Source organism: Streptomyces pilosus, assembly GCF_014649835.1.
Lineage (GTDB): Bacteria > Actinomycetota > Actinomycetes > Streptomycetales > Streptomycetaceae > Streptomyces > Streptomyces pilosus.
Genome location: NZ_BMTU01000008.1, coordinates 147,735 through 168,885 on the forward strand (window position 1 = coordinate 147,735; position 21,151 = coordinate 168,885).

Consider the following 21,151-nt stretch of genomic DNA (forward strand, 5'->3'; position numbering starts at 1 on the left):
GGAGCGCCGTGCGCGGGGGTGCGGGCGCCGGGGTGAGGGGCGCGGGGACGGGAAAGAAAGAAGGGACGCCGAGGCGTCCCTTGCCATTCTGACTGCTTGACGGTGGTGACGGGCAGGCCCGACCACTGCCGGTGCTGTTCGTCGAGCGATGCAGTGATCAGGTGAGCGCAGGCTCCGCCTGGTGTGCGTCAACGCTCTCCATGATCCTGTCGTGAGAAGCGGCAGCCGTCAGCGCCTCGTTCTCCGCCTGGATCCGTCCGAGCTCGGATTCCAGGTCCTGGACGCGCTGCTGGAGCCGTCGCATCTCGGCGAGGAGTCGCGGGTCGGAGCCGCCGACGTAACCGAGAAGCGCCTTTGCCATGATGGATGGTCCTCCACAATGAGTGACCGACCGATGCGGTGTGGGTCGTCAGGGATTCGCACCCGCGATGCCTGGCATGCCTGGAGTCCTGCTAGTCGTGCTGCCGTTCAGCCATGCCAAACAGCTGAGGTGCGCGGGGACTTTCAGAGTCTCACCAAAAAGTTTGAGGGTCAACACGATCACGCCCCGTATTGGCGGACAACGGGGCGCTTACGGCCGGCACGCGGCGGCGTCGCGACTCTCACGGGTCCTCGGGACGTGGCGATCATCTTGGCGGCCGTCGCCTCCCGTGGCAAGCCGTTCTCCGCGGTCACCAGGAGGTTTCCCTCCGCGACCGTCCGTCGCGGGGCCCGGCCGGGCCCCGCGGGCGTGGCTCCGGCGGGCCGGATCAGCGGATGGCGAAGCCGTCGTAGCCACCGCGGGGTGTGTCCCAGATCTCGGTGACTCCGTCCACGTGTCCGGGCGTGTCGCCGGTCTGGAGCCAGTCGAGCAGTCCCTCGCAGCGTTCCCGGGAGCCCTCGGCCACGACCTGGACCCTGCCGTCGCCCAGATTGAGAGCAAAGCCACTCAGGCCGCCGATCTCCAGGGCCTTGGCACGGGTGAACCAGCGGAAACCCACACCTTGGACACGTCCCCGCACCCAGGCGACCAGTCGCACATCCTTACTCATGGCTGCAACCTAACCGGACAAAGTCACACCGGGCACTCCGCCCCCTGGCGTCATGCGGTACCGTCCCCACCCATAAATCTCATATGAAACTCACTCGTTGGTGTGAGTTTTGTGATCATCGAGTTTCGGGCTGGTCGCGAAGACGAGTCGACCGCAAGGACGAGGAAGGCCAGGACATGGGACGCCACCGACGCTCCGCCGCCGGCCGCGCCGCCACGGGCCGCGCCACCGGGGTCGCTCACCACGACGACCTCCACGACGCGGGTCCGGACACCCTGGGCGACCGGGCCGGCGGACCGCCCACGATGGGCACGGCGCCGTACCTGAACCCGGAGGCCTACGCCGAGACGTACGCGAGGAGCGAGGCGTACCTCTACGCCACGGACGCCGGCGGCGCGTACTCCGCCGGCGCCGACTTCACCAGGGGCGGCTTCCCGGACAGCAGCTTCTCCACGGGCCAGGACCGGCCCGGTCACGCCGTCGCCGGTGACGGACTCCCGCACGACGGCCTCCCGCACGACAGCTTCACCGCGGACGGTTTCGCGGCGCACGACCGCTTCGCCGCACACGAGAGCTTCTCGGTGGGCGACGCCTACACCACCCGTGGTGACCTCGGCGATCTCGGCTCCTTCCCCTCCCCCCGGGGCGTCGCGGCCGACGAGCCGGGCCGACCGGGCGGCGGGAGCCGGCGGCGCAAGAAGAAGGCCGCCACACCGGTCCGCACCGGCCTGCTCGGTGTGTCCGCCGCCATGGCCATCGGCACGATCGCGGTGGCCACCGGCGCGGTCCCGGGCCTGGAGAACTACAAGCTCGGCGGCGAGACCTCCCCCGGCGAGGAAGTGCAGGCCGGGGACGCGGCGACGAGTCTGCCCACCGAGCAGGGCGGCACCTCCGGCAGCGTGGAGTCCCCCGGCCGGGACGCGGGCACCCCCGCCAGCCGGGACGCCGACCGCTCCGTCTCGCCCGCACCGTCCGCGACCCCCTCCGCACCGGCCTCGCCGACCCAGCCCGCGGAGAAGGAGGAGGCGGAGGCGGAGAAGCCGCGGGAGGAGGAGAAGCCCGCGGCCACCCCGGAGAGGACCGCGGAGAAGGCGCCCGCCCGCAAGGCGACACCGGAGCCCGAGAAGAAGCCCGACACCCCGGCACCCTCGTCCGCGGAGGCCGCCGCGGGAGCCGAGGTCCTCCGCCTGGTCAACGCCGAGCGGGCCAAGGTCGGCTGCAGCCCCGTCACCGCGAGCGGTGCGCTGACCGATCTGGCCACGGCGTTCAGCGACGACATGGCGCGGCGCGCCTTCTTCGACCACACCGACCCCGACGGCGACACCCCCTGGGACAGGGCCAAGGCCGCCGGCGTCAGCGGCCTCGGCGGCGAGAACATCGCCCGCGGCCAGGCCGACGCGGAGGCCGTGATGCAGGCCTGGATGGACAGCCCCGGCCACAAGGCGAACATACTGAACTGCGACTTCAAGACCCTGGGCGTGGGCGTCCACATGGGCCCCGGCGGCCCGTGGTGGACGCAGAACTTCGGCTACTGAGCGGGACCGGCGGAGTGCGCTCACCCTGGGTTAGCGCACTCTGTCGGTGTGCGCTGTTGTGACGTAGCCTGGGGGTATGACGACCACGGAGCCGCGGGCGGAGGAGCGGGATCTGGACTTCGACGTGTTCGCCCGGGCGTGTCCCTCGCGCGGCACGCTGGAGCATGTGACCGGGCGGTGGGGCGGGCTGACGCTGGGCGCGCTGTACGAGGGTTCGCTGCGGTTCAACGAGCTGCGCCGGCGGGTCGACGGCGTGAGCGAGAAGATGCTGTCCCAGACCCTGCACGCGCTGGAGCGCGACGGGCTGGTGCACCGTGAGGCCCAGCCCACGAACCCGCCCCGGGTGGACTACGAACTGACCCCGCTGGGCCGCGAGGTGGCGGAGCGTCTGCTGTCCCTCATCCGGTACGTCGAGGGCAGCATGGACACCGTGCTGCGGGCCCGCGAGCGCTACGACGAGACGCGCGGCGGCCGCTGACACCTCGGGCAGAAGTAGCTGGACCGGTTCATCCAGGCCCGCCGGCGCATCGGTGTGCCGCAGCGGCGGCAGGGCAGCCCCTCACGGCCGTAGGCGTCCAGGGAACGGTCGAAGTAGCCGGACTCGCCGTTGACGTTGACGTAGAGGCTGTCGAAGCTGGTGCCGCCCGCGGTGAGGGCCGCGTTCATGACGTCCCGGACGTGCCCCAGCAGGAGCAGGGTGCGCGGGCGGGTGAAGCCGGCCGTCGGGCGTTCGTAGTGGATGCGGGAGCGCCACAGCGCCTCGTCGGCGTAGATGTTGCCGACGCCGCTGATCAGTGACTGGTCGAGCAGGGCCCGCTTGATGGTGGTCCGCTTGCGGCGCAGCGCGTGGTGGAAGGCCTCGTCGTCGAACAGCGGGTCGAGGGGGTCCCGGGCGATGTGGGCGATGACGTCGGGCAGGCCGTCGGGGGTATTGTCGTGCAGCGACAGGCCGCCGAAGGTGCGCTGGTCGACGAACCGCAGCTCGGTGTCCAGGGCGTCGTCGAAGCGGACGCGGATGCGCAGGTGCTTCTCGTCCCGCGCCCCGTGCGGCTGGACCAGGAGCTGGCCGCTCATCCCGAGGTGGGCCAGCACCGACTGTCCGGTGTCCTCCAGCGGCAGCCACAGGTACTTGCCGCGCCGGCTGGGGACGCCGACGCGGTGACCCTTGAGCCGGTCGGCGAAGTCGCCGGCGCCGGCGAGGTGGCGGCGTACCGCCCGCGGGTGCAGCACCTCGGCGTCGGCGACGGTCCGGTGGGCGACCCACCGCTCGAGTCCGCGCCGTACGACCTCGACCTCGGGCAGCTCGGGCATCGTCATCCTCCAGGAACCGGTGTGCCGGGGCGGGCCCAGCGCCGAGCGCCCGCCCCGGGTCGGGGCGGGCGCTCGGGACGAACTGATCTCAGGCGGAGGCCGACGGGGCGTCGGCGCTCTTGCCGGAGGCTTCGGCCTCGGCGGTCCGGACGGCCTCCTCGGCCTCCGCCGCCGCCTTGGCGCGCTCGTCCGCCGCGGCCCTGATGGACCGCCACGCGGACTCGGCGGCCTGCTGCTCCGCCTCCTTCTTGCTGCGGCCGGTGCCGGTGCCGTACGAGACGCCTCCGACGCGGGCGGCAGCAGTGAAGGTCTTCTCGTGGTCCGGGCCGGTCTCCGTGACCAGGTACTCGGGGACTCCGAGTCCTTCGGTCGCGGTGAGCTCCTGGAGACTGGTCTTCCAGTCCAGGCCGGCACCGAGGTTCGAGGATTTCTCGATCAGGGGGTCGAACAGGCGGTGCACCAGCTCCGCCGCCGAGTCGAGGCCCCGGTCGAGGTAGACGGCGCCGATCACCGCTTCGAGGGTGTCGGCGAGGATGGATGCCTTGTCCCGGCCTCCCGTGCCCTCTTCACCACGGCCGAGCCGGATGAAGGAGCCCAGTTCCAGCCCGCGGCCCACTTCCGCCAGCGCACGCGAGTTGACCACCGCGGCCCGCAGTTTGGCCAGCTGGCCTTCGGGCAGGTCGGGGTGGGTGCGGTACAGCGTGTCCGTGACGACGAGGCCGAGCACGGAGTCCCCGAGGAACTCCAGCCGCTCGTTCGTCGGCAGACCGCCGTTCTCGTACGCGTAGGAACGGTGGGTCAGCGCACGCACCAGAAGGGCGGACTCGAGCTGATAGCCGAGCCGCCCTTCCAGAAGCGTGTGGGACGAGGCCTGGTTGTCCGCAGAGTTTTTCTTCGGCGTGGACACAGTGCCTCTCACCAGCCGCTCAGACCTCGAGGACCTGGCGCTTGTTGTAAGTGCCGCAAGACGGGCACGCGATGTGCTGCTGCTTGGGCTCGTGGCAGCGCTCGCACGCAACCAGGGTGGGGACCGCAGCCTTCCACTGCGACCGGCGGTGGCGCGTGTTGCTGCGCGACATCTTCCGCTTCGGAACAGCCACGGCTACTTCTCCTGCTTCTCGTCGACGCCCGGTTCGGCGCCGCTCATCTCGTCCTTCTCGCCGTCCGACATGGTGTCGGCGAGTCCCTGCAAAGCCGCCCAACGGATGTCGACGGCATCATGGTGGTGGTCCGGGTCGTCAGCGAGCCGTGCTCCGCACGCGGAACACAGGCCCGGGCAGTCTTCCTGGCACACCGGCTGCATCGGCAGTGCGAGCACCACCGCATCGCGCAGCACCGGCTCGAGGTCGAACATGCCGTCCTCGAGGAAGAGCCTGTCCTCGTCGTCCTCGGCGTCGTCGCCCGGTTCCGCGATCACGCGGCCCCGGTCGTCGGCGTCAGGGTACGAGAACAGCTCCTGGAAGTCCGCTTGGAGTTCCAGCTCCAGCGGCTCCAGACACCTTACGCACTCCCCCTCGGCCTTCGCACGGGCGGTGCCTGTGACGAGCACACCTTCCATGACCGACTCGAGCCGGAGTTCGAGCTCCACCGGGGCGCCTTCCGGCACCCCGACGACCCCGGCGATCCCGAGGTCCTGCGGGGCGTCGACCGTACGGTTCAGGCGCTGCAGCGCACCGGGCCGCCGTCCCAGCTCGTGCGTGTCGAACACGAGGGGGTTGCGGTGGTCGAGGCGGGCGTTCAGAGCCATTCCTGTCTTTCGGTCTTTCGAGCTCAGGGGATCGCTGCCGTACGGACTTCCCGGGCAGCACGGTTCGCGGACGTATACGCAGGCAGCGCAAGCGCACACGCGACCGAAGAGCCAGGATACTGGACCTTTCGCTCTCGGCCCAATCCGCCCCTACAGGCCCCGCTCGCGTTCGTAGGCACGCAGCTGTTCCGGCGTGATCATGCTGGTGTCGAAGAGGCTCGTCTCGTCCAGCGCGTACCCCTGCTGGGCCTGCTGGGCCTGCTGGGCCTGCTGGGCCTGCTGCGGGTCGTACGCCTGGGTCCCGGCGTCGTAGCCCTGGTAGGCCGCGTACGGGTCGGCCTGCTGGTAGCCGTACGCCGCCTGCTGGTCGCCGTACTGCTGCTGGTCGCCGTACTGCTGCTGGTCGCCGTACTGCTGCTGGTAGCCGGCGTAGGGGTCCGCCTGCTGGTAGCCGTAGGCGGGCTCGGGCTGGGCGTACGGGGGCTGCGCCGGCTGCTGCGGTTCGGGCTGCCGGGGCGGCCTGGGCGGAGCGCCCTGATCGGCGACCGACGCGAGGTCGGCGAGGTAGTCGGCGTCGCTGGAGTGCTGGACGGAGGTGAGGTCGTCGGCGAGGGCGCCGAGGTCGTCTGAGGCGATCCGGCCGTGCAGTTTCTGCCGGCCCTTGCCGACCGCTTCCAGGGTCTTGGCGAGGACCGCCTCGAAGGCGCCGAGCTTGACGTCGACGTACTCGTCGGCGGTCCGGCGCAGGGTCTCGGGGTCGTGGCTGCGCTCGGGGGCGTCCTCGTCCTCGTGTCCCTGTTCGTCCACGCCCGGTCCGGTGCCGAGCAGCTTCTCGCGGCCGCGGCCGACGGAGCCGAGGGTCTTGGTGAGGACGACCTCGAAGTTGGCGAGCTTGGAGTCGACGTAGTCGTCGGCCTCCGCGCGGATCTCCTCGGCCTCCTTGCGGGCCTCGGTGAGGATCCGGTCGGCCTCGGACTGGGAGCGGCGGGCGACCTCGGTGTCGGAGACCAGGGAGCCCCGCTGGGCGTGGGCGCTCTCGATGATGCGCTCGGCCTCCTGGCGGGCCTGCTCCACCATCTGCTCCCGGCCGCCGATCAACTCCTGCGCCTGGGCGAGGGAGTCGGGCAGCGCCGCGCGCACCTCGTCGAGCATCGCGAGCAGTTCGGCGCGGTTGACCACGCACGAGGCCGACATGGGCATCGACCGGGCACCGGAGACCGCGGCGACGATCTCGTCCAGCTTCTTCTGCACGTCCACCTGTGCTCGCCACTCTCTACAGCTGTGTTGGAGACGGACGGGACGACTGTACGGCTCCGGGACGCCCGGTGGACACCGGCCGTCCGAAGGCCCGCGGCCCGCGCGCCGGGTCAGTCCTTGCGCAGGCGTTCGGTGAGGGCGCCCAGGACCTCCGGCGGCACCAGGTGGGACACGTCGCCGCCCCAGGCCGCGACCTCCTTGACGAGCGAGGAGGACAGGAAGCTGTAGGTGGGGTTGGTGGGGACGAAGAGGGTCTCCACGCCCGAGAGGCCGTTGTTCATCTGGGCCATCTGCAGTTCGTAGTCGAAGTCGCTGACCGCGCGCAGGCCCTTGACGATGGCGGGGATGTCGCGCTGCTTGCAGAAGTCGACCAGGAGGCCGTGGAAGGCCTCGACCCGGACGTTGCCGTACTCGGCGGTGACCCGGCGGATCAGGTCGATCCGCTCCTCGATCTCGAACAGCCCCTTCTTGGACTGGTTGATCATCACCGCGACGTAGACCTCGTCGTACAGCCGGGAGGCCCGGGCGATGATGTCGAGGTGTCCGTTGGTGATCGGGTCGAACGACCCGGGGCATACGGCGCGGCGCACAGTTGATCCCTCGCTCTCCGGTCCGGTCATCGTGCGTCTTCGCACGTAGAGGCGGCGCGACCGTACCAAAACGTTCCCTCGCCGTAGCGACGGGCCCGGACCGCCTCGAAACCGGGCGGCCAGGCGAATTCGCCGCCTCTGGTGCTGCGCTCCACGGTGACGAGGGCGTCCTCGGTGAGCCAGCCCCCCGAGCGGAGTGTGAGCAGGATCTCCCGGAGATCGCCGTCGGAGACGGCGTAGGGCGGGTCGAGGAAGACGAGGTCGTACGGCTCCTGCGGGGGCGCCGTGCGGATGATCTGTTCCGCTTTGCCGGATCTCACCTCGGCGCCGGGCAGCCGGAGCGTCGTCACGTTCTCCCGGACCGTGCGGACGGCGCGGGCGTCGGCCTCGACCAGCAGGACGTGTCCGGCGCCGCGGGACAGCGCTTCCAGGCCGACGGCGCCGGAACCGGCGTACAGGTCGAGGACGCGTTCGCCGTCCAGCGGTCCGCCGAGCAGCGACTGCCAGGTGGAGAAGAGGCCTTCGCGCGCCCGGTCGGAGGTCGGGCGGGTCCCCTGTCCCGGCGGGACGGCCAGGCGGCGTCCGCCGGCCGTGCCGGCGATCACGCGAGTCATGTCCTCGGTCCTTGTCGGTGTGTGCTGGTGGGTGGCCGTTCCCCAGTCTGTCAGCCCTTCTCCAGGTACTGCTCGCGCTCCTCGTCCAGCAGCGCGTCCAGGGCGGTGCGCAGGGCGGGCAGGCCGGTCAGCTCCGGGTCGGCGGCGACGACCCGTGCGGCCTCCTCGCGCGCCTCGGCGATGACGTCCTCGTCCTCGATGACGGCGAGCATGCGCAGGCTGGAGCGGGTGCCGGACTGGGCCTGGCCCAGCACGTCGCCCTCGCGGCGCTGTTCCAGGTCGATGCGGGAGAGCTCGAAGCCGTCGAGGGTGGAGGCGACGGCGTTCAGCCGCTGCCGGGCCGCGCTCGCCTCGGGCATCTCGGTGACCAGCAGGCACAGGCCGGGCGCGGAGCCGCGGCCGACGCGGCCGCGCAGCTGGTGCAGCTGGGAGACGCCGAAGCGGTCGGCGTCCATGATCACCATCGCGGTGGCGTTCGGCACGTTGACCCCGACCTCGATGACGGTCGTGGCGACCAGGACGTCGGTCTCGCCGGCGGCGAAGCGGCGCATCACGGCGTCCTTGTCGTCGGGCGGCATGCGCCCGTGCAGGACCTCGACGCGGAGTCCTCGCAGGGGCCCCCGGGCGAGCTGTTCCGCGACGTCCAGGACCGCGAGCGGGGGCCGCTTCTCGGCCTCGTCCTCGGCGGACTTCTTCCTGCCGGACTTCTTCGGGTCGTCCTCCTCGTCGCCGATGCGCGGGCAGACCACGTACGCCTGGTGGCCCTTGTCCACCTCCTCGCGCACCCGTTCCCAGGCGCGGGTGAGGAAGTGCGGCTTGTCGGCGGCGGGGACGACGTGACTGGCGATCGGCGAGCGCCCGGCGGGGAGCTGGTCGAGGACGGAGGTCTCCAGGTCGCCGAAGACGGTCATGGCGACGGTGCGCGGAATGGGCGTGGCGGTCATGACGAGCAGGTGCGGGGGCTGCTTCCCCTTGCCGCGCAGGGCGTCGCGCTGTTCCACCCCGAAGCGGTGCTGCTCGTCCACCACGACCAGGCCCAGATCGTGGAACTGCACCTTGTCCTCGATCAGCGCGTGGGTGCCGATGACGACGCCGGCCTCGCCGGTGGCCAGGTCGAGCAGGGCGTGGCGCCGGGCCGCGGCTCCCATGGATCCGGTGAGCAGCACCACCTTGGTGGCGTCCTCCGCTCCTCCGAGCACCCCCCCTTCGGCCAGCTCGCCCATCATCTCGGTGACCGACCGGTGGTGCTGCTGGGCGAGCACCTCGGTGGGCGCGAGCATCGCCGCCTGCCCGCCCGCGTCGACGACGGCGAGCATGGCGCGCAGGGCGACCATGGTCTTCCCGGAGCCCACCTCGCCCTGAAGCAGGCGGTGCATGGGATGTTCGGTGGCGAGGTCGGTGAAGATCTCCGCGGAGACCTTCCGCTGGCCCTCGGTGAGGGTGAAGGGGAGGCGGTCGTCGAAGGCGGCGAGGAGTCCGTCGGGCTTGGGGCGACGGGCCACGGCGGGAAGTTGCGCGTCGGCGTGGCGACGGCGGGCGAGGGCGACCTGGAGGACGAAGGCCTCGTCCCACTTGAGGCGGGCGCGGGCGTCCTCGACGTCCGCCTTGGTGTGCGGGCGGTGGATCTTCAGCAGGGCCTCGGGGAGCGGGAGGAGTCCGCGGCCCTCGCGGAGGGACTCCGGGAGCGGCTCGACGGCCTCCTGGGCGCTGGGCAGCACCGTCTGGAGCGCCTTGCCGATCTTCCAGGACTCCAGCTTGGCGGTGGCGGGGTAGATAGGGATGAGGGAACCGGCCCAGGTCTCGACCGCCTCCTCGCCCTCACCGCGCAGCAACTCGTAGGCGGGGTGCGCGAGTTGCAGGCGCCGGTTGAAGACCGACACCTTTCCGGCGAACATCGCGCGTGTGCCCGGCAGGAGTTCCTTGTGCGGTTTGTGGACCCCGGCGCCGAAGAACACCAGTTGCAGCCGGCCGCTGCCGTCCGTGATCGTCACCTCCAGGCGCTGGCCCTTGCCGCGCGGAGCCCTGGACGAGGCGAACGTGTGCAGCCGGGCGTCGGCGACCTGGGCGACCACGGTGACGTGCTCGTCCATGGGGAGGTCGGCGAGGTGGGTGAGCCGGCCGCGCTCCTCGTACCGGCGGGGGTAGTGGTGCAGCAGGTCGCCGACGGTGTGCAGGCCGAGATGCTCGGCCATCACCTTCGCGGTGGCGGGGCCGAGCACCTTCTTCAGTGGTTCTTCCAGTGCGGGCACGAGATCCATTGGACACCACGGGACTGACATCGTGTGGACCGCGGACGCCGTTCCGGACGGACGTCAAGGGCGGTCCGTGACCCCGCCCGGCCGGCCGGGCCGCCGGCGCTCCCGCGGGCCGGGGGTCATTCGACGCCGATGAGCAGGACGGCGCCCTGTCTTCCGCCGTGGTACACCACCGTGTCGACGGCGAGGTAGCCCTCGCGGACCCGGGACCGCAGGCGGGCGGCGACGGAGTCGGGGGCGTCGTCGCCGAGCACCAGGGTGACCAGTTCCCCGCCCGCCGCGAGCATGCGGTCGAGGACGGCACCGGCGACCGCCGTGACGTCCTGTCCGATGACGGCGACGTCACCGTCGATCAGTCCGAGGACGTCCCCCGCCTGGCAGATGCCCGCCATGGTCCAGGACTGCCGTTCGGCGACGGTGACCTCGGCGTAGCGGGTCGCGCCGGCCGCCGACGTCATCGACACCACGTCCTCGTCGAAGCGGCGCTCCGGTTCGTGCACCGCGAGCGCCGCGATGCCCTGGACCGCGGAACGGGTCGGGATGAGGGCCACCCTGATGTTCTCGGCCCTGGCCTGCTCGGCCGCCGCGGCGGCGGTGTGGCGCAGTTCCGCGTCGTTGGGCAGCAGCACCACCTCGCGCGCGTGCGCCCGCCGCACCGCCTGGACGAGTTCGCCGCTCGCGGGCGGCTCTCCCGGGCGGGCGAGCACGGTCGTGGCGCCCGCCTCGGCGTACAGCCCCGCCAGGCCCTCCCCGGGCACGACGGCGACGACCGCCCGCTGGGCGCGTTCCCCCCGGGTCCGCTCGGCGCCCGTCGTACGGACGTCCCCGGCGCCGAAGTGGGTGATCCGGATCCGGTAGGGCCGTCCGGCCTCGACGCCGGCCTCCACGGCGGCGCCCGCGTCGTCCACGTGGACGTGGACGTTCCACAGTCCGTCCCCGCCGACGACCACGAGCGAGTCGCCCAGCGCGTCCAGTCGCTCCCGCAGCCGCGCGACGGCCGCGTCGTCGGCCTCGAGCAGGTAGATCACCTCGAAGGCGGGCCCCCCGGACTCCGGCACCACGGCGCCGTCCGCACACGCGACGGCGTCCTCGCGGGCCGCGGCGCGGGCGCGCGGGTCCCGCGGGGTCTCGCCGGTGAACGTCCCCACGAGCGCCGCGAGTACCGCCACCAGTCCCCTGCCGCCGGCGTCGACCACTCCCGCGCGGCGCAGCACGGGCAGCCGGTCGGGTGTCTCGGCGAGGGCCGCGCGGGCGGCGTCGAGGGCCGCGCGGGCCACCGCCCCGCAGTCGCCCTCCGTCGTCGCGGCGGCGTCGGCGGCTGCGGCGGCCACGGTGAGAACGGTGCCCTCGACGGGGTGCGCCACCGCCAGGCGCGCGGAGTCGGCCGCCCGGCACAGGGCACGGCGCAGCCCCTGGCCGTCGGCGTGCGCGAGGGCTTCGTCGCCGGCCAGCACCTGGGCCATGCCGCGCAGCAGCTGCGCCAGGATCGTGCCGGAGTTCCCGCGGGCGCCGATCAGCGCCCCGTGCGCCATCGCGCGCACCGCGTCGGCCAGGGTGGGCCCCGGTCCCCCGGCCCCGCCCGCCGCGTGGCCGTCGAACACCGCCTCCACCGCGGCGGCCGCGGATTCGACGGTCAGGTAGAGGTTGGTTCCGGTGTCGCCGTCCGCCACGGGATAGACGTTGATCGCGTCGATCTCCTCCCGGGCCCGCCCCAGCGCGTCGAGCGCGAGACCGCACCAGGTGCGCACCGCGAGAGCATCGAAGAATGTCTGCGGCACCTGCGCCACCTGCGCCTCCCTGAGCTGCCGGCCGTGGCAGGCAGCGTAGTCCGTGGGGCCCTGCCCGCCGGAAGAGGGCCGTGGGCAGGGCCCTGAGCTGCCGTGGTAGTTTCGTTCTACGGGTGCAGCCGTTGTATGCTGCTCCGGTTGCCCGATCCGATCGGGCCTCTCCCCCTGGCACCGCCACTCAGATCCACAGGGCTCCTGGAGTCCTCGATCTCGATCCCGGCATGCCGGGATCAACCGTAAGTGCATCTGAAGTCTTTGGAGTGACCCGTGGCTGCCAACTGCGACGTCTGCGGCAAGGGGCCGGGCTTCGGCAACAACATCTCGCACTCGCACCGCCGTACGCCCCGCCGCTGGAACCCGAACATCCAGCGTGTGCGTACCGTGGTCGGCGGGACGCCGAAGCGCGTGAACGCCTGCACCTCGTGCATCAAGGCCGGCAAGGTCTCGCGCTGACGCTTTCGCTGAGCGCGCGGCCATAGCCGGTTTCGCCGCAACAGCCGGTCCACCCCTGGGTGGGCCGGCTTCTTGCTGTGCCCGCGCGGGGACGGCCCGCCGGTAGGGTCCGTCCGGGAAGCCGACCGATCCGGGGGGACTCATGACGGCAGCGGGCACGCCGCCCATCGTCTTCGTGCACGGGACGCGGTTCAGCGCGGGGCAGTGGAGCCCGCAGCTGGCCGCACTGCGGGAGGAGTTCCCGGTGGCCGCCGTCGACCTGCCCGGTCACGGCGCCCGCTCCGCCGAGCCGTGGGGCCTGGCCGCGGCGACGGAGGTCATCGCTTCCGCGGTGGACTCCCTGCACGGCGGACCGGCCCTGGTCGTCGGGCACTCGCTCGGCGGCTACGCCTCGCTGGAGTTCGCGCGGCGCCGCCCCGAACGGCTGCGGGGCCTGGTCCTCGCGGGAGCCAGCGCCTCGACCCGGGGACCGTGGGCGGCGCCCTACCGGTGGGTCGCCGGGCTCGTCCCCCGGCTGCCGGCGGACCGGCTGGCCCGGTGGAACGACCGGTTGCTGCACCGGCTCTACCCGTCCGAGGTGGTGGAGGCGACCATCCGCTCCGGCTACGCCTTCCACACCCTGCCGGCCGCCTGGGGCGAGGTGCTGGGCCGCTTCGGCGCGGAGGCGATGCGCGACGTGGCGGCTCCCGTGCTCCTCCTGAACGGCGAGAAGGACACCGTCTTCCGGTCCGGCGAGAGGGACTTCGCGCGGGCGCACCCGCGGGCCCGCGTCGAACTGATCCCGCGGGCGGGGCACCTGGCGAACTTCGACGACCCGGATGCCTTCACCGACGCGGTGCGCCGCTTCGCCCGGGAGCTTCCCGTGCGCGGCTGACCGCGTCGGAGCGGGTGCCACCGCACCCGCCCGCGCGCCGGAGGGCCGGGTGTCACCTCACGCGTCGTCCCCGTGGTGCGGCGGACGCAGGTTCCAGGCGTGGTGCACCGGGCCTATCCCCGCACCCAGGGGGAAGCCGGCGGCTATCGCACCCGTCACGTACCGCTTGGCCGTCGCCACCGCCTCCGGGACGGGGGAGCCCTTCGCCAGCTCCGAGGCGATCGCCGACGCCAGGGTGCAGCCGGTGCCGTGGGTGTGGCGGTTGTCGTGGCGGGGCGCGCGCAGCCAGTGCTCCCGGGTGCCGTCGGTCAGGAGGTCGACGGCCTCGGCCGAGTCGGGCGCGAGATGACCGCCCTTGATCACCACCCAGCGCGGCCCGAACTCCAGTACCGCCCGCGCCGCCTTCCGCAGATCCCACTCGGCGGCCACCCGTACGCCCGTGAGCTGTGCCACCTCGTCCAGGTTCGGTGTGGCCACCGTGGCCACCGGGAGCAGCCGGGTGCGCACGGAGTCCAGTGCGGAGGAGGCGAGCAGCGGGTCCCCGTGCTTGGAGACGCCCACCGGGTCGATCACCGCGGGCGCGTCCGTGGCGGAGATCAGGTCGGCGACCGCCTCGACTAGGTCCGCGGAGGACAGCATGCCGGTCTTGACGGCCTGTACGCCGATGTCGTCGACGACGCTGCGGTACTGGGCCCGTACCGCCTCCACCGGCAGTTCCCAGGCGCCCTGCACGCCGAGGGAGTTCTGCGCGGTCACCGCGGTGAGCACGCTCATGCCGTGCACCCCGAGCGCGAGCATGGTCTTCAGGTCGGCCTGGACGCCGGCGCCGCCGCCGGAGTCGGAGCCGGCGACGGTGAGGACCCTGGGCGGCGCGCTCACGACTCGATGTCCCCGAAGTGGTCCCAGCCGCCCTGGCTGGTCCAGGGTGCCCCGTCGACCGTCACCTGGGGCAGCGCCGAGGGGTGCAGCACCTCGCCGATCACCTTCCAGCGGGCCGGCAGTTTCACGTCCGGCGGGAAGGTCGCCACGATCGCGTGGTCCTCTCCCCCGGTCAGCACCCACTGCATCGGGTCGACGCCGACGGCCTGGCCGATGTCGTTCATCTGCGAGGGGATGTCGACGGCGCCGGAGCGGACGTCGATGCGGACCTTGCTGGCCTCGGCGATGTGCCCGAGGTCGGCGATCAGTCCGTCGCTGACGTCGCACATGGCGGTGGCGCCGAGACCGGCGGCGGCCGGTCCCGCGTGGTAGGGCGGCTCGGGGCGCCGGTGCGCCTCGACGAAGGCGCGCGGCGAGCGGAACCCGCGCGAGAGCACCGCGTGTCCGGCCGCGGACCAGCCCAGCCAGCCGGTCACCGCGACGAGGTCGCCGGGCTGGGCTCCGCCGCGGGTGACGGGCTCCTGGTTGCGCAGGTCGCCGAGCGCGGTGATCGACACCATGATCGTGTCCCCGCGCACCACATCGCCGCCGACGACCGCGGCACCGGCCACCTGGCACTCGTCACGCAGGCCGTCCATCAGCTCGCTGGGCCAGGTCACCGGCAGTTCGGCCGGGACGACGAGGCCGAGGAGCAGCGCGGTCGGCACGGCGCCCATGGCGGCGATGTCGGCCAGGTTCTGCGCGGCGGCCTTGCGGCCGACGTCGTAGGCCGTGGACCAGTCGCGCCGGAAGTGCCGTCCCTCCAGCAGGATGTCGGTGCTGGCGACGACCCTGCGGTCCGGTGCGGAGACCACCGCGGCGTCGTCGCCGGGTCCGACCCGGACCGCCGGGGTGGTGGTGAGACGGGAGGTGAGCTCCCTGATGAGCCCGAACTCGCCGAGCTCACCAACAGTGCCCTTCATGACCCTTGCGCCCCTTCTGTCCCTGTGCGTGCCCGGTCGCGAGTCCCCAGGGGCCCCGCTACGGTCGGTGTGACCGTCAACTTCCGTCGCGCCCGCACCCCGGCGCGCGAGGCCCGGTTCCCGCAGGTCTCCCCGCGACGAGCGGCGACGCGATACCGTGGCGTTCCTTTTCCCCACATGATCCTCGTGGCCGCCCTGGAGGTTCCGTGGTACAGGCGTACATCCTGATCCAGACGGAGGTCGGCAAAGCGTCGACCGTCGCCGATCTGATCGGCAAGATCCCTGGAGTCATCCAGGCCGAGGACGTGACCGGACCGTACGACGTCATCGTGCGCGCCCAGGCCGACACCGTCGACGACCTGGGCCGCATGGTGGTTGCCAAAGTCCAGCAAGTGGACGGCATCACCCGCACCCTGACCTGCCCGGTCGTCCATCTGTAGCCCCCGTCTACCCTGGGCCGGTGAACTCCTTCCGTCACCGGCGCACCGCCCTGTCCGCCCTGTCCGCGCTCGCGGTGCTGATCACCGCCGCGGGCTGCTCCTCAGCAGACGACGGCGCGTCCGCGGCGGTTCCCAGCCCGGACGCGAAGGTCACCGAGCTGTGTCAGGACCTGGACGAGGTCCTGCCGGCGACGGTGGACGGTGAGAGTCGCGACGATCCCGAACCCGCGTCCGAACTGACCGCGGGCTGGGGCGGCGTGGCGATCATACTGCGGTGCGGGGTGGAACGGCCCCCGAAGATGGCCGACCCCGAGGTGGCCAACGGCGGCGACGCCGACGCGGTGCCGGGCGGGGTCGACGGGGTGGACTGGCTGATGGAGAAGCGGGACGACGGTGCGTACCGCTTCACCACCGCCAACCGCGAGGCGTACGTCGAGGTCCGGGTGACCGACGGGCGGGACAGCACGGGCGTACTCATCGATCTCGCCCCGGGCATCAAGGAGGCGATCCCCGAGGGGATCGCCTCCTGAGGCGTGCCGGGGGGCCGCTCAGCGCAGCCCGGTCGACCGGCGCAGTGCCGCCTGCACCAGCCGGTCCACCAGCTCGGGGTAACTCACGCCGGTGGCCTGCCACATCTGCGGGTACATCGAGATCGGGGTGAAACCGGGCATGGTGTTGATCTCGTTGATCACGAACTCGCCGTCCTCGGTGAGGAAGAAGTCCGCGCGGACCAGCCCCTCGCAGGACGCCGCGTCGAACGCCTCGACGGCGAGCCGGCGCACCTCGGCCGTCTCCTCCTCGGTGAGCGGCGCGGGCACGATGCCGGGCGTGGAGTCGATGTACTTGGCCTCGAAGTCGTAGTACGCGTGCGCATCGGGCGGCGGGATCTCGGCGGGCACCGAGGCGCGCGGACCGTCCTCGAACTCCAGCACCCCGCACTCGATCTCACGGCCGCGCAGCGCCGCCTCCACCAGGATCTTCGGATCGTGGCGCTGGGCCTCGGCGATCGCGTCGTCCAGGCCGGAGAGGTCGTCGACCTTGGTGATGCCGATGGACGAACCCGCGCGGGCGGGCTTCACGAACAGCGGCCAGCCGTGCTCACCGGCGAAGCCGATGATCTTCTTGCGGGCGGCGGACTCGTCCTGCTCCCACTCCCGCGGCCGGATCACCAGGTACGGGCCGACCTTGAGCCCGAAGGAGGTGAACACCCGCTTCATGTACTCCTTGTCCTGGCCGACGGCCGAGGCGAGCACGCCCGAGCCGACGTAGGGGACACCGGAGAGCTCCAGCAGACCCTGCAGGGTGCCGTCCTCGCCGTAGGGGCCGTGCAGCACCGGGAAGACCACGTCGACCTGACCGAGGGCCTTGGGCACCGAGCCCGGCTCGCTGTAGACGACCTCGCGGTCCGCGGGGTCGACGGGGAGCACCACGGCACCGTCCGCCGAGTCGGCGAGCTGGTCCACGCTGGGCGTACGCCGGTCGGTGATCGCCATGCGGTCCGGCTCGTCCGCGGTGAGCGCCCAGCGCCCGTCCTGGGTGATGCCGATCGGCAGGACGTCGTACCTGGTCCGGTCGATGGCCTTGAGGACGGCGCCGGCGGTGACCACGGAGATCCCGTGTTCGGAGCTGCGCCCGCCGAACACGACGGCCACACGCGGCTTGCGGGACGGCTGCGGCTCGGGGCTCTGGGGGAGGTTCTCGGTGCTCATATCGCGTTGAGAGTACCCGCTGGCAGAGCCGGGAGTCAGTGCCCGCAACGCCGCGCGTGAGCCGAACGGAGGGGGCTGTCGCTCAGCGTCGTTCGGGCTTCGCGCTGCGCGACATGAGCTCCTTCAGGGCGACCACGGGGGGCTTGCCCTCGTGCACGATGGAGACGACCGTCTCGGTGAGCGGCATGTCGACGTCGTGCCGGCGGGCCAGATCCAGCACCGACTCGCAGGACTTGACGCCCTCGGCGGTCTGCTTGGTGACCGCGATGGTCTCCTGCAGCGTCAGCCCCTTGCCGAGGTTGGTGCCGAAGGTGTGGTTGCGGGACAGCGGCGAGGAGCAGGTGGCGACCAGGTCGCCCAGGCCCGCGAGGCCCGAGAAGGTCAGCGGGTCGGCGCCGAGGGCGACACCGAGCCGGGTGGTCTCGGCGAGGCCGCGCGTGATCAGCGAGCCCTTGGTGTTGTCGCCGAGTCCCATGCCGTCCGCGATGCCGACGGCCAGCCCGATCACGTTCTTCACCGCGCCGCCCAGCTCGCAGCCGATGACGTCGGTGTTGGTGTACGGCCGGAAGTACGGGGTGTGGCAGGCGGTCTGGAGCCGCCGGGCGACGTCCCCGTCGGTGCAGGCGACCACGGACGCGGCCGGCATGCGGGCGGCGATCTCACGGGCCAGGTTGGGGCCGGTGACCACGGCGATGCGCTCGCGGCCGACCTTGGCGACGTCGTCGATCACCTCGCTCATCCGCATCGCGGAGCCGAGTTCGATGCCCTTCATCAGGGACACCAGGACCGTGCGGGGCGCGAGCAGCTCGCTCCACTCGGCCAGGTTGCCGCGCAGCGTCTGCGAGGGGATCGCGAGGACGGTGAAGTCGGCGCCGCGCGCCGCCTCGGCGGCGTCCGCGGTGGCCCGCAGGTTCTCCGGGAGCTCGACGCCCGGCAGGTAGTCCGGGTTGGTGCGGGTGGAGTTGACCGCTTCGGCGAGTTCGGGGCGCCGCCCCCACAGCACGACGTCGCATCCGGCGTCGGCGAGGACCATGCCGAAGGCCGTCCCCCATGATCCGGTACCGAAGACGGCCGCCTTGACCGGCTTGCTCACGTGCCCAGCCCTTCCTCCCGCGCGGTGGCCCTGCCGCCGCGCGTCCGTTCGTGCCGCGTCTGCCTGTGCGTCCTGCGGCGCTGCTCGATCCGCTCGCTGCGCGGGTCGTAGGGCGTCCCGGGTGCCTTCTCGCCGCGGATCCGCTCGAGCTGGACGGTGACCGCGGCCATGATGACCTCGGTCGCCTCCTTGAGCAGCTCCGGTGTCATCTCGCGGTCGTAGAAGCGGTCGAGGTCCACCGGCGGCCCGGCCAGCACCCTGCTGGTCTTGCGCGGCAGCAGGCTGGGCCTCTTGGCGTACGGCGGCAGCAGTTCGTTGGCGCCCCACTGGGCGACCGGGATCACCGGGCACTTGGTCTGCAGCGCGACGCGCGCGGCACCGGTCTTGCCCGTCATGGGCCAGCCGTCCGGGTCGCGGGTGAGGGTGCCCTCGGGATAGAAGGCGACGCATTCGCCGCGCTCCACGGCGTCGATCGCGGCCCGGAAGGCGCTGAGCGCGTCCGAGCTCTCGCGGTAGACCGGAATCTGTCCGGTGCCGCGCATCGCGGCGCCGATGAATCCCTTGTTGAAAAGGCCGCTCTTCGCCAGGAATCGCGGAACACGTCCGGTGTTGTACTGAAAGTGTGCGTAGGCGAAGGGATCGATGTGCGAATTGTGGTTCACCGCGGTGATAAATCCGCCCTCGGCCGGAATGTTCTCCATTCCGCGCCAGTCCCGCTTGAGCAGAACCACCAGCGGCGGTTTGCAGAGAACCGCTGCGAAGCGGTACCAGAAGCCGATTCTGCGGCGCGGCACGAGTACACCTTCCTCTTTCGAACGACATGCCCCGGGCCCGGCCCCCGGGCCGGGCGGGCCGCACAAGTGTCGCCCCGGCCCGTCGGTCTGTCGAGGACACCGTACGCCCCGACCCTCTTACCTCCCGGGGTGCCGGGTGAGAATGACCGCGACAAGAGAGGGACGTAACACTCGTGCAGTGGACCCTGGTGGTACCCCTGAAGCCGCTGGACCGGGCCAAGAGCAGGCTCTCGGACACCGCGGACGACGGCCTGCGCCCCGGTCTCGCCCTGGCCTTCGCCCAGGACACCGTGGCGGCCGCGCTGGAATGCCCGGCGGTGCGGGATGTGGTGGTCGTCACCGACGACGCCCTGGCCTCCCGCGAGCTGGCCGCGCTCGGGGCGGGCATCGTCCCCGACGAGCCGCGCGACGGCCTGAACGCGGCCCTTGCACACGCCGCGGCGGTGGTGGTCTCCTCCCGGCGCGCGGCCCGCGTCGCGGCCCTCAACGCCGACCTGCCGGCGCTGCGCCCGTCGGAACTGGCCCGCGTTCTCGACGCCGCGGCCGAATTCCCGCGCGCTTTTCTCCCCGATGCCGCCGAGATCGGCACCACTTTGCTGGCCGCGGGCCGGGGGCGGGAATTGCGTCCGCACTTCGGCACCGCCTCGCGGGCCCGGCACCGGGAGTCCGGAGCCGTGGAACTCCTCCCCGACGCGGTGGATTCGGTACGGCAGGACGTGGACACCGGGGACGATCTGCGGGCGGCGCTGGCGCTCGGGGTGGGCCCCCGCACGGCCGCGGTCGCCGCGCGGCTGCTGACGGCGGAGCAGTAGGCTGCCGCCATGCAGGCCACCGCGTACACCTACGACCCCGACAGCCGCAGCGGTCAGGTGCTGCTGGACGACGGCACCCCGGTGCCCTTCGACGCCCCGGCGTTCGACGCGGGGGGCCTGCGGCTGCTGCGTCCCGGGCAGCGGGTGCGCGTCGAGACCGAGGGCGAGGGCGAGGCCCGGCGGATCACGCTGGTGACGCTCCAGACGTTCTGACGGCGGCCGCGGCCGCCCGGACACACCGCGGGCCGGACTCCTCGCAGGAGTCCGGCCCGGCGCGTGAGAGCCGCTCGCCCGACGTGTCCGAAGGGGCGGGAGAGACCGCTACTTCTTGCGTGCGGTGGTCTTCTTCGCCGTGGTCTTGCGCGCGGTCGACTTCTTGGCGGGGGCCTTGGTGGCCGTCGCCTTCTTCGCCGGCGCCTTCTTGGCGGTCGTCTTCTTCGCGGCGGCCGTCTTCGCGGTCGCCGCGGTCTTGGCGGGCGCCTTCTTCGCCGCGGTCTTGGCGGCCGTCTTCGCGGGCGCCTTCTTCGCGGTGGTGGTCTTCTTGGCGGCCGTCTTCTTCGCCCCGGCGGCCTTCTTGGCGGTGGTCTTCTTCGCCGCCGCCTTCTTCACCGTCGCGGAAGCGCCGCCGGTCAGGCTGCCCTTGGGGGCCTTCTTGACCGAGACCTCGCCGCCGCGCGGCAGCTTCTTCGAACCGCTCACCAGGTCCTTGAAACCCTGACCTGCGCGGAACCGCGGGACGGAGGTCTTCTTGACCCGAACCCGCTCGCCCGTCTGGGGGTTGCGGGCGTAGCGGGCCGGGCGGTCGACCTTCTCGAACGAACCGAAGCCGGTGACCGAGACCCGCTCCCCCGCGACGACCGCGCGGACGATGGCGTCCAGTACGTGGTCGACGGCGTCGGCGGCCTGCTGGCGGCCGCCCACCTTGTCGGCAATCGCTTCTACGAGCTGCGCCTTGTTCACGTCTTCCCCTTCGGAGACATCGCCAGAACGAAAGTGTTCAAGCTTTTT

Annotated in this window: 25 protein-coding genes; 8 read left to right on the forward strand and 17 right to left on the reverse strand. The window is 72.1% G+C overall.

Annotated elements, in window-relative coordinates:
* Positions 1-157: 157 nt before the first annotated feature.
* Both IE118_RS21065 and IE118_RS21070 read right to left on the reverse strand, forming a co-directional pair.
* Entirely contained in the window at positions 158-361 is a 204-nt protein-coding gene (locus tag IE118_RS21065; RefSeq protein ID WP_030852030.1) for a hypothetical protein, read from the reverse strand.
* A 388-nt stretch (positions 362-749) separates the two neighbouring features.
* Complete coding sequence (locus IE118_RS21070) at positions 750-1,031, reverse strand: acylphosphatase (RefSeq protein WP_189559536.1); 282 nt, start codon at positions 1,029-1,031, stop codon at positions 750-752.
* 176 nt (positions 1,032-1,207) lie between these two features.
* Between IE118_RS21070 and IE118_RS21075 the strand changes: the two genes are divergently transcribed.
* Together IE118_RS21075 and IE118_RS21080 are read left to right on the forward strand one after the other, a co-directional pair.
* Complete coding sequence (locus IE118_RS21075; protein ID WP_189559537.1) at positions 1,208-2,566, forward strand: CAP domain-containing protein; 1,359 nt, start codon at positions 1,208-1,210, stop codon at positions 2,564-2,566.
* A gap of 76 nt (positions 2,567-2,642) precedes the next feature.
* Positions 2,643-3,044 (forward strand): winged helix-turn-helix transcriptional regulator, encoded by a 402-nt coding sequence (locus tag IE118_RS21080; RefSeq protein WP_189559538.1) that lies wholly within the window; start codon positions 2,643-2,645, stop codon positions 3,042-3,044.
* On the opposite strand, the gene mutM is transcribed toward IE118_RS21080, so the two are convergent.
* From mutM to fakA, 9 genes are all read right to left on the reverse strand, one after another.
* Positions 3,017-3,877 (reverse strand): bifunctional DNA-formamidopyrimidine glycosylase/DNA-(apurinic or apyrimidinic site) lyase, encoded by an 861-nt coding sequence (mutM, locus tag IE118_RS21085; protein ID WP_189559539.1) that lies wholly within the window; start codon positions 3,875-3,877, stop codon positions 3,017-3,019. The genes IE118_RS21080 and mutM overlap by 28 nt on opposite strands.
* Before the next feature lie 88 nt (positions 3,878-3,965).
* A complete protein-coding gene (gene rnc / locus IE118_RS21090) occupies positions 3,966-4,784 on the reverse strand; it encodes a ribonuclease III (protein WP_189559670.1) in 819 nt (272 codons plus the stop codon).
* Between the two features lie 19 nt (positions 4,785-4,803).
* A complete protein-coding gene (gene rpmF, locus IE118_RS21095) occupies positions 4,804-4,977 on the reverse strand; it encodes a 50S ribosomal protein L32 (protein WP_003951102.1) in 174 nt (57 codons plus the stop codon).
* 2 nt (positions 4,978-4,979) lie between these two features.
* Positions 4,980-5,624 (reverse strand): YceD family protein, encoded by a 645-nt coding sequence (locus IE118_RS21100; RefSeq protein WP_189559540.1) that lies wholly within the window; start codon positions 5,622-5,624, stop codon positions 4,980-4,982.
* A gap of 150 nt (positions 5,625-5,774) precedes the next feature.
* Positions 5,775-6,881, reverse strand: coding sequence for a F0F1 ATP synthase subunit B (locus IE118_RS21105; RefSeq protein WP_189559541.1), 1,107 nt, complete (start codon positions 6,879-6,881; stop codon positions 5,775-5,777).
* Between the two features lie 110 nt (positions 6,882-6,991).
* A complete protein-coding gene (gene coaD / locus IE118_RS21110) occupies positions 6,992-7,471 on the reverse strand; it encodes a pantetheine-phosphate adenylyltransferase (RefSeq protein WP_189559671.1) in 480 nt (159 codons plus the stop codon).
* A gap of 26 nt (positions 7,472-7,497) precedes the next feature.
* Positions 7,498-8,085, reverse strand: coding sequence for a 16S rRNA (guanine(966)-N(2))-methyltransferase RsmD (gene rsmD / locus IE118_RS21115; protein ID WP_189559542.1), 588 nt, complete (start codon positions 8,083-8,085; stop codon positions 7,498-7,500).
* A gap of 50 nt (positions 8,086-8,135) precedes the next feature.
* Positions 8,136-10,343, reverse strand: a complete 2,208-nt coding sequence (recG, locus tag IE118_RS21120) for an ATP-dependent DNA helicase RecG (RefSeq protein ID WP_189559543.1) — start codon at positions 10,341-10,343, stop codon at positions 8,136-8,138.
* A gap of 116 nt (positions 10,344-10,459) precedes the next feature.
* On the reverse strand, positions 10,460-12,127 hold the full coding sequence (gene fakA / locus IE118_RS21125; protein ID WP_189559544.1) for a DAK2 domain-containing protein: 1,668 nt from the start codon (positions 12,125-12,127) through the stop codon (positions 10,460-10,462).
* Between the two features lie 267 nt (positions 12,128-12,394).
* Here fakA and rpmB point away from each other — a divergent pair, with 267 nt between their 5' ends.
* Entirely contained in the window at positions 12,395-12,580 is a 186-nt protein-coding gene (rpmB, locus tag IE118_RS21130) for a 50S ribosomal protein L28 (protein WP_004924906.1), read from the forward strand.
* A 142-nt stretch (positions 12,581-12,722) separates the two neighbouring features.
* Positions 12,723-13,454: an alpha/beta fold hydrolase gene (locus IE118_RS21135; RefSeq protein ID WP_189559545.1), complete on the forward strand. Its 732-nt coding sequence runs from the start codon at positions 12,723-12,725 to the stop codon at positions 13,452-13,454.
* 57 nt (positions 13,455-13,511) lie between these two features.
* On the opposite strand, the gene thiD is transcribed toward IE118_RS21135, so the two are convergent.
* Both thiD and IE118_RS21145 read right to left on the reverse strand, forming a co-directional pair.
* Positions 13,512-14,333: a bifunctional hydroxymethylpyrimidine kinase/phosphomethylpyrimidine kinase gene (gene thiD / locus IE118_RS21140; protein WP_189559546.1), complete on the reverse strand. Its 822-nt coding sequence runs from the start codon at positions 14,331-14,333 to the stop codon at positions 13,512-13,514.
* Entirely contained in the window at positions 14,330-15,295 is a 966-nt protein-coding gene (locus IE118_RS21145) for a thiamine-phosphate kinase (protein WP_189559547.1), read from the reverse strand. Before IE118_RS21145 ends, thiD begins: the two co-directional genes overlap by 4 nt.
* Before the next feature lie 206 nt (positions 15,296-15,501).
* Between IE118_RS21145 and IE118_RS21150 the strand changes: the two genes are divergently transcribed.
* Together IE118_RS21150 and IE118_RS21155 are read left to right on the forward strand one after the other, a co-directional pair.
* Positions 15,502-15,735, forward strand: a complete 234-nt coding sequence (locus tag IE118_RS21150) for an Lrp/AsnC family transcriptional regulator (RefSeq protein WP_052579718.1) — start codon at positions 15,502-15,504, stop codon at positions 15,733-15,735.
* Between the two features lie 20 nt (positions 15,736-15,755).
* Entirely contained in the window at positions 15,756-16,265 is a 510-nt protein-coding gene (locus IE118_RS21155; RefSeq protein WP_189559548.1) for a DUF3515 domain-containing protein, read from the forward strand.
* Between the two features lie 18 nt (positions 16,266-16,283).
* On the opposite strand, the gene IE118_RS21160 is transcribed toward IE118_RS21155, so the two are convergent.
* The 3 genes from IE118_RS21160 to IE118_RS21170 all read right to left on the reverse strand — a co-directional run bounded on the left by IE118_RS21160 (position 16,284) and on the right by IE118_RS21170 (position 19,331).
* Positions 16,284-17,444 (reverse strand): D-alanine--D-alanine ligase family protein, encoded by a 1,161-nt coding sequence (locus IE118_RS21160; protein ID WP_189559549.1) that lies wholly within the window; start codon positions 17,442-17,444, stop codon positions 16,284-16,286.
* A gap of 82 nt (positions 17,445-17,526) precedes the next feature.
* Positions 17,527-18,537, reverse strand: coding sequence for an NAD(P)H-dependent glycerol-3-phosphate dehydrogenase (locus tag IE118_RS21165; RefSeq protein WP_189559550.1), 1,011 nt, complete (start codon positions 18,535-18,537; stop codon positions 17,527-17,529).
* Positions 18,534-19,331 carry a lysophospholipid acyltransferase family protein gene (locus IE118_RS21170; RefSeq protein WP_189559551.1) on the reverse strand — a complete coding sequence of 266 codons (798 nt, stop codon included), beginning with the start codon at positions 19,329-19,331 and terminating at the stop codon, positions 18,534-18,536. The genes IE118_RS21165 and IE118_RS21170 overlap by 4 nt, the downstream gene beginning before the upstream one ends.
* Before the next feature lie 173 nt (positions 19,332-19,504).
* On the opposite strand from IE118_RS21170, the gene cofC reads away from it, so the two are divergent.
* The gene (cofC, locus tag IE118_RS21175) at positions 19,505-20,143 is read left to right on the forward strand and encodes a 2-phospho-L-lactate guanylyltransferase (RefSeq protein WP_189559552.1); all 639 of its coding nucleotides are present in this window, start codon (positions 19,505-19,507) and stop codon (positions 20,141-20,143) included.
* A gap of 9 nt (positions 20,144-20,152) precedes the next feature.
* Complete coding sequence (locus IE118_RS21180; protein WP_037933223.1) at positions 20,153-20,356, forward strand: hypothetical protein; 204 nt, start codon at positions 20,153-20,155, stop codon at positions 20,354-20,356.
* A 108-nt stretch (positions 20,357-20,464) separates the two neighbouring features.
* Here IE118_RS21180 and IE118_RS21185 read toward each other — a convergent pair whose 3' ends face one another.
* Positions 20,465-21,103 carry an HU family DNA-binding protein gene (locus IE118_RS21185; protein ID WP_189559553.1) on the reverse strand — a complete coding sequence of 213 codons (639 nt, stop codon included), beginning with the start codon at positions 21,101-21,103 and terminating at the stop codon, positions 20,465-20,467.
* Positions 21,104-21,151: the final 48 nt, after the last annotated feature.

Excerpts from the sequence above, each read along its gene's own strand:
- IE118_RS21100 (WP_189559540.1), bottom strand. The coding sequence starts at position 5,624 with ATGGCTCTGAACGCCCGCCTCGACCACCGCAACCCCCTCGTGTTCGAC.
- IE118_RS21145 (WP_189559547.1), bottom strand. The coding sequence starts at position 15,295 with ATGAAGGGCACTGTTGGTGAGCTCGGCGAGTTCGGGCTCATCAGGGAG.
- IE118_RS21135 (WP_189559545.1), top strand. The coding sequence starts at position 12,723 with ATGACGGCAGCGGGCACGCCGCCCATCGTCTTCGTGCACGGGACGCGG.
- IE118_RS21065 (WP_030852030.1), bottom strand. The coding sequence starts at position 361 with ATGGCAAAGGCGCTTCTCGGTTACGTCGGCGGCTCCGACCCGCGACTC.
- IE118_RS21080 (WP_189559538.1), top strand. The coding sequence starts at position 2,643 with ATGACGACCACGGAGCCGCGGGCGGAGGAGCGGGATCTGGACTTCGAC.
- IE118_RS21160 (WP_189559549.1), bottom strand. The coding sequence starts at position 17,444 with ATGAGCACCGAGAACCTCCCCCAGAGCCCCGAGCCGCAGCCGTCCCGC.
- IE118_RS21075 (WP_189559537.1), top strand. The coding sequence starts at position 1,208 with ATGGGACGCCACCGACGCTCCGCCGCCGGCCGCGCCGCCACGGGCCGC.
- mutM (WP_189559539.1), bottom strand. The coding sequence starts at position 3,877 with ATGCCCGAGCTGCCCGAGGTCGAGGTCGTACGGCGCGGACTCGAGCGG.
- IE118_RS21070 (WP_189559536.1), bottom strand. The coding sequence starts at position 1,031 with ATGAGTAAGGATGTGCGACTGGTCGCCTGGGTGCGGGGACGTGTCCAA.
- rsmD (WP_189559542.1), bottom strand. The coding sequence starts at position 8,085 with ATGACTCGCGTGATCGCCGGCACGGCCGGCGGACGCCGCCTGGCCGTC.
- recG (WP_189559543.1), bottom strand. The coding sequence starts at position 10,343 with ATGGATCTCGTGCCCGCACTGGAAGAACCACTGAAGAAGGTGCTCGGC.
- IE118_RS21180 (WP_037933223.1), top strand. The coding sequence starts at position 20,153 with ATGCAGGCCACCGCGTACACCTACGACCCCGACAGCCGCAGCGGTCAG.